We start from the raw sequence: 6167 nt of genomic DNA on the forward strand, positions 1-6167 counted from the left end.
CAATTTACTTTTTTGATATGGTCATCCCTAATAGTTTACCTTTTGACTATAAAAGCAGTTTAATTGTTATATTTTTAGTTACATAATCACAATTGATAGGGATATCTTTAAACTTACGGTAAATCTAAACTTAATACGGAAGGAATATTCGGGTTATTTAAACGCAGCAATTCAAAACCTATACCTGAAATTCCAATCATGAATCCTAAGATATTTACATCGCCGTGTTGATCTAAATTCCACTGTCCATTTTCTTCTTTCTGTTTCAATACATGTCTTCCAATTTCTCTTGAGATTTTTATATACTCATTATTTTTTGTTACTTGAGCATAAGTTAAAAGAAAATCAAGATTTCCAAAGTCACCATGGCATAAGGTATTACTAGTACCAAATCCTTTAGTCATAAGTACATTAATACATTTTTGCAAATCACCGTTTATATTAGTATTCTCAATAATTTGGGACATCATTAATCTACTTATTCCTATTCCACCGGCCCCATGACACCAAAATGCTGGCGCGTCAAAACTTTCATTTTCTCTTAAATCTAACCAATTATCTTGATTATCATTTACTTTGCTATTTTCATAATTTAATATTGCCAATATATCATTTAGTAAGTGATTCTGATCCATTTTATAAGCATATTCTAGTAATGGCCAAGCATATCCAGAAGCACCATGTGCTAATCCAGTGAGCAAAGTATTAGTTTTTATTTGGTTAGAAGCCTGATTTAATAACTTTTGAGCTATTAAATCGCAAATAGGTTTTAGTTCAGTAAAATTAAACTCCTCATATAGTCGGACTAATACAAGAAGGGAACCACTTAATCCACCTACAAAATCAAATGTTGTCTCATTTTTAATTAATAGCGAATCAATTTTATTGATATACTCCCTAGATTGATTAATGAGTTTTTGATCGCTCCAAATTTTTCCTAGATAAGCGTATACGTATGAAAGGGAGCTATACCCTGAAAATGCTGAAGTTGATTGTAATTTTGTATGAGCTAACTTATTTTCAATATAATTCAATCCAGCAACAGCATATTTCTTATATTTTTCATCATTAGTTTCTTTTGCTAGTATTCCAAGGAATAGTACTATTCCTAAGCTACCGTTATATAAATCAATACTTATAGGGGATAATTTAAATTGTTCATTATTATCTAAGTTAAGACCAAACCACAATGCATCTTTGAAATTATCACCTACAATAGCACGATTCACTATTTCATCGCCTATTTTTTTCGCTTCATTCAGAAATTGATCTTTGTGATATTCTTTGGTATCTAAAAGACTCTTTTCGACCTCTTTATAGCCGTACGGATTGTATTCTTTTTGTTCGTTTGTAGCAATCGCGCCCAGTGATTGCTTTATAAATTCTACTTGTTGGTCATGATCTATGTCACTCAATTTATTTAGCTTTTCTTTTATTACATCTATCGAAGTTTTATCGAAAAAGTCTTTAATTTCGATTTTATCTGAATTAAATAAACTCGTTGACCCCACTTTGAAAGTAAAGTAAGGTATATCAGTTCTTAAAAGGTCTTGTATTTCATACTTTGCAATTCGGCTGAATTTTGGTTGATGGTTAATACCATGCCATAGATAATAAAATAAACCTTCTCTATCAATTCCATTCTTTAAGTAATTAGGATGAATACTTGCCGATACAAATCTTGCATATGCCTCAGTTGCCCTGAAAACTTGTCTTGCAAAAGTGTTTTTAAATGCGTATAAAGGCCCATTATCTAACGTGAATTCTTGCTTATTATTTAATATTAATTTATACATATCCGTGAACCCATTAATAATTTCTTGAATATAATCACTAGCATTTGTTTTCTTTTGTTTAATGCGTGGGGTATTATTGAATTCTTTTAATTTAACTTTTTGTTTAACCATTTTAATTTGATCACTATATACATTATCCAATGCATTTACCGCAGAAGGCTCTACTTCTAGTTCACCACTTATTCCTAAACCGCTTAGATCATAATCAATAAGAGGATCATCACTGAATTTTACAGGCAGCATTAACGATTGAAAAACAGAATCTTTAATGTTTAATGATAATTTTAAAAAAGCACTTTTATTATCTGTTAGTTCATTATTAAATTCAATTGAATTACTAAATAGTGTTTCTAAATCTATAAATATAGGATACTCACCATCAGCAATAATATTTTCATGGTGGAAATCTGTAGAATTTAGTATATAAAATAAAGCTATATATCCACCTTGTCTATAATAGAAGTTTTCAACTTCCTGCTGGGTATTACACTCACTTCCTGAAATAAACTCCTGATATCCATATTCATCTCGACTTAATACTGTTAAGTTTTTTAATGGTTTTTTAAATCCTTTTTTATTAATCCAAATTAATAGCTCATTAAATAGTTCATCTGTTTTTAACGAGCGAGGTTTATATACTAACTTCCTTTTATTATTAAAGTTTAGCATAGCTACAGTTCTTCCATTTTGGTGAGTGTCACCCGCGCCCAAGTCAATTGAGGTTAAAGTGTTGAAATCTCCACCAAAAATTGCAACTAGCTGATCTCGATCTTCCGCATAATGATAGACTATCTCAAACATTGCATCTACAGTACTATGCACAGTTTCTACCATTAATCTTACCATTACAGGATAAGAGTTAAATAGATTCTGGATATACTCTTTATCTTGAAGAAATTCATTAATAAAGCTAGCATATCTTTCCTTTTCAGTCTCACCACTTAGTAAATGACCAGTTCTCGCCATATTAATCTCTGTTATTAATACTTTTAATCCAATTTGGCCAATTCTATCAGCTACAGTTAATAGAATACTTTTTGTAATGTTTTCTATATTAATAGAGAATATTTTTTCTTCATGAACCCCTTTAAATTTATTTGATATTACTTCCAAACTATAGTTAAAGAATGGAACATAAAATGCGAAAAATGGAATGTTTTCAAATCCCTCTAAGTATTCGATATCTTTATTGTAATATGTAATATCATTTATTAATCTGTTGACAATAGCGATCCATTCTAAAGAAGTATTTAACTCAGGATTCTCTTTGTTTGATAAAACAGTTTTGAAGTATTCTAACTCTATGTTGTTTTCCTGAATTAGAGTATCAATAATTGATTCATTTAATCCTGTCTTACTTAACCATTTCTGATATCGCTCTTCATCAAATATACTTTCTTTATTTTCTCTTTCTAATAAATATGTGCCATGTTGTAACGTCATATAGCATTCTCCTTCAACGTATTTTTATAACATGTTTCAGCAATAAAACAAATATCCATTAAAATTTATACCAATGTACTAATATAAATAAACGAGTAAACTGAAGTGATAGATTCTTTAAGAGTTTATAAATATAACGTTGCTTATTGTATTTATAAAAATTTTTTCTAACATCAGAATAACTCTCTTTTAACTAATCGAATTTCTATATCTATAATGTACGTGTTAATTTATGTTAATAACAATTAGTAAAATTTGATTAAAAAAATTGCGGATTTTTAATAGTTTTTTCTGTAGTGTTTTACATGTTTGAGTATTTGAGAAAATTTTCAAAATATATAAAGTCTTGTAAGTGATCATCGTTTTTGGACACAGGGCTTTTATCTCAAAAATTTGAAGGTATAAGAGATGCATTTTTTGAAGCGTGATCATTATTAGATTGGTATAATATAGAAATGTAAGAGGAGGGAAGGGGAAAGCCAATAGTATAAAATAATCGTTAAATATTTCAGGTGCATTGAAATAAGTGTTCATAAATAAAGTAATTAGTTACAGCTGTATGGTATAAAACTTATTTTTTATATTTGGATTGATATGTATAGGGGAATATACAATATTATTCTCCTTTTTAGAATCAAATAATGTATTTATTGTGGTAATTCATATATATAATATTACTCAAAAATAATTCAATTAAGTTATTAGAAGAAGGGATTGGAAATATGAATATTGGTGAACGTATTCGACAAATCCGTATACATAAAGAATTTACGCAAGGAGAATTAGTATCAGGAATATGCTCTATAACGTATTTAAGCAGAATTGAAAATGGACAAATCAAACCTTCAGCTGCCTTCTTAGAAAAGGTCGCTGAAAAGTTAGATATTGATTACAATTTTCTTGTAGATGCAGATTATGAGGATATAGAACCTATGCTTCTTGCAATATGTAATAAGTATAAAAAAGATAAAATTATAAGTGAAAAAGACTTATCTTCTTTAGAACTGTATGTTCGTGATATAGACTCTATTCTTTTATTATTAAAAGCTTATGGTGTTTTAATATACTACCATTCCCGAAATAATAATTTTTCACATGTAGAACCAATTGTAAATCAGGCTTCGCAAGTCATTCCAAATCAAATAGATTCTCAATACAACGAGGATTTAATATATTATTTGATGGCTCGGGGACATTATTTTTATAGGAAGCAAGACTATATGGCTGCACATGAAATTTATGTAAAGGTAGAGAGTTTACTTGGTCTAGAAGAAACCATACAACACGCTAATATATATTATAATTTGTGTCATGTAAATAAAGAACTGTATAAAGATAAAAGTATTAGTCGTTTATATGCACGAAAAGCTTACAAAATATTTTTGAAATTCAATATAAAGAATAGAGTAATAGATACTTTGTTAATGCTTACGATACTGTATGATTTAGATGCATTATATGACAAAGCCCTTGAATGCTTACAGCAAGCAGAAAGTGGATTAGAAGATAATAATAATTCCATGTATTCACCTATCATCGCGTATAATTATGGGAAAATTTATCAAGGTTTAAAAGACTATACTAATGCTATTAAGTACTATGAAGAATGTTTACAATTAAGTGAGTTTCTCCAACAAAAACATCAAAAGGTATACACATTACGAAGTTTAATAGAGATTCATATAGAATTTAAGGATTGGAAAACTGTTAATAAATTTATGGATGAAGCATTTGATTTTTTATCAATTTTTGATGTACCTTACGCCCATGTTCAATTATATGGATTGAAGGGGAAAATATCTAAATTAAGAGGAGATGATTATGGATATGAAAAACATATGCAAAAAGCAATTGAAATGGGTTTAGAAAAGAAACAATATCCTTTAGTAAGTGAACTGGCTCATGAACTAGGGGACTATTTTTTTGATAATCGTGCTTATAAAATGTCGGCAAAATATCTAAAAATATCAATTGAAAATTCAACGAATTAAAATGAACTAAAAATACATAAATAGAGGGATATTAATTAAGGATTTTGGTAACGATATCCGCAATATCCCCTCTATGTGATCCTATAGTAATAGTAGATATTGGATTAAGGTAAATTACAAATAAAATTGGTTAAATAGGTAACTTATTTTGATAAAAAAAGTGAATTACAAATCGGAAATTTTTACTAATTCCGTTTAACAAAGGATATCCATTAGTATTTAAATTAACAAAGCAACTACTAACGGAGGTTGGAATTATGAAAATTAAAAAAATTTATGTCATTCTTACTACAGCTATTATGTTAACGGGTATTTCCTTATCAGAAAATCTAGCTAATACAGATACTAAACAAAATGTAGCTGCACAAATTAGTATCGAAGATATTCCAACTTTTTACGGTGATGTAATACCAGATATAGAGTAATTAAGTCCTCGATATTCAAGATCTCCTTCAAATATATATCCTTCATAAAACAATACATAGAATAAAAAACAGGTGGAAAGTAAATTCCACCTGTTTTTTTATTCTATTAACTTTGTCTGAAATTTAATTAATTAGTTAACTGTATGTTTGACGATAGTAATATTTTTATTTGTACAAGGCTAATTTTTCAAGAGGTAAATTACAAATAAAATTGGTTAAATAGGTAACTTATTTTGATAAAAAAAGTGAATTACAAATCGGAAATTTTTACTAATTCCGTTTAACAAAGGATATCCATTAGTATTTAAATTAACAAAGCAACTACTAACGGAGGTTGGAATTATGAAAATTAAAAAAATTTATGTCATTCTTACTACAGCTATTATGTTAACGGGTATTTCCTTATCAGAAAATCTAGCTAATACAGATACTAAACAAAATGTAGCTGCACAAATTAGTATCGAAGATATTCCAACTTTTTACGGTGATGTAATACCAGATATAGAGTAATT

4 protein-coding genes are annotated in these 6167 nt (G+C 28.3%); 3 read left to right on the forward strand and 1 reads right to left on the reverse strand.

All coding sequences use genetic code 11. The features are described from left to right. Positions 1-113 precede the first annotated feature (113 nt). Positions 114-3239, reverse strand: a complete 3126-nt coding sequence (locus tag AC2CGR_RS27860; protein ID WP_484481374.1) for a type 2 lanthipeptide synthetase LanM family protein — start codon at positions 3237-3239, stop codon at positions 114-116. Positions 3240-3961: 722 nt separating this feature from the next. Here AC2CGR_RS27860 and AC2CGR_RS27865 point away from each other — a divergent pair. The 3 genes from AC2CGR_RS27865 to AC2CGR_RS27875 all read left to right on the forward strand — a co-directional run bounded on the left by AC2CGR_RS27865 (position 3962) and on the right by AC2CGR_RS27875 (position 6165). Continuing rightward, positions 3962-5230, forward strand: coding sequence for a helix-turn-helix domain-containing protein (locus AC2CGR_RS27865; protein WP_001020460.1), 1269 nt, complete (start codon positions 3962-3964; stop codon positions 5228-5230). A gap of 257 nt (positions 5231-5487) precedes the next feature. Then, positions 5488-5655 (forward strand): hypothetical protein, encoded by a 168-nt coding sequence (locus AC2CGR_RS27870; protein WP_164971096.1) that lies wholly within the window; start codon positions 5488-5490, stop codon positions 5653-5655. Positions 5656-5997: 342 nt separating this feature from the next. After that, the gene (locus AC2CGR_RS27875) at positions 5998-6165 is read left to right on the forward strand and encodes a hypothetical protein (RefSeq protein ID WP_164971096.1); all 168 of its coding nucleotides are present in this window, start codon (positions 5998-6000) and stop codon (positions 6163-6165) included. The last annotated feature ends 2 nt before the right edge of the window (positions 6166-6167 follow it).

The sequence above is a fragment of the Bacillus sp. LSHTCR4 genome (genome assembly GCF_057197025.1).

What these genes read in the sequence shown, in the direction of transcription:
- AC2CGR_RS27860 (WP_484481374.1), bottom strand. Translation starts at nt 3,239, where the DNA reads ATGACGTTACAACATGGCACATATTTATTAGAAAGAGAAAATAAAGAA.
- AC2CGR_RS27865 (WP_001020460.1), top strand. Translation starts at nt 3,962, where the DNA reads ATGAATATTGGTGAACGTATTCGACAAATCCGTATACATAAAGAATTT.
- AC2CGR_RS27870 (WP_164971096.1), top strand. Translation starts at nt 5,488, where the DNA reads ATGAAAATTAAAAAAATTTATGTCATTCTTACTACAGCTATTATGTTA.
- AC2CGR_RS27875 (WP_164971096.1), top strand. Translation starts at nt 5,998, where the DNA reads ATGAAAATTAAAAAAATTTATGTCATTCTTACTACAGCTATTATGTTA.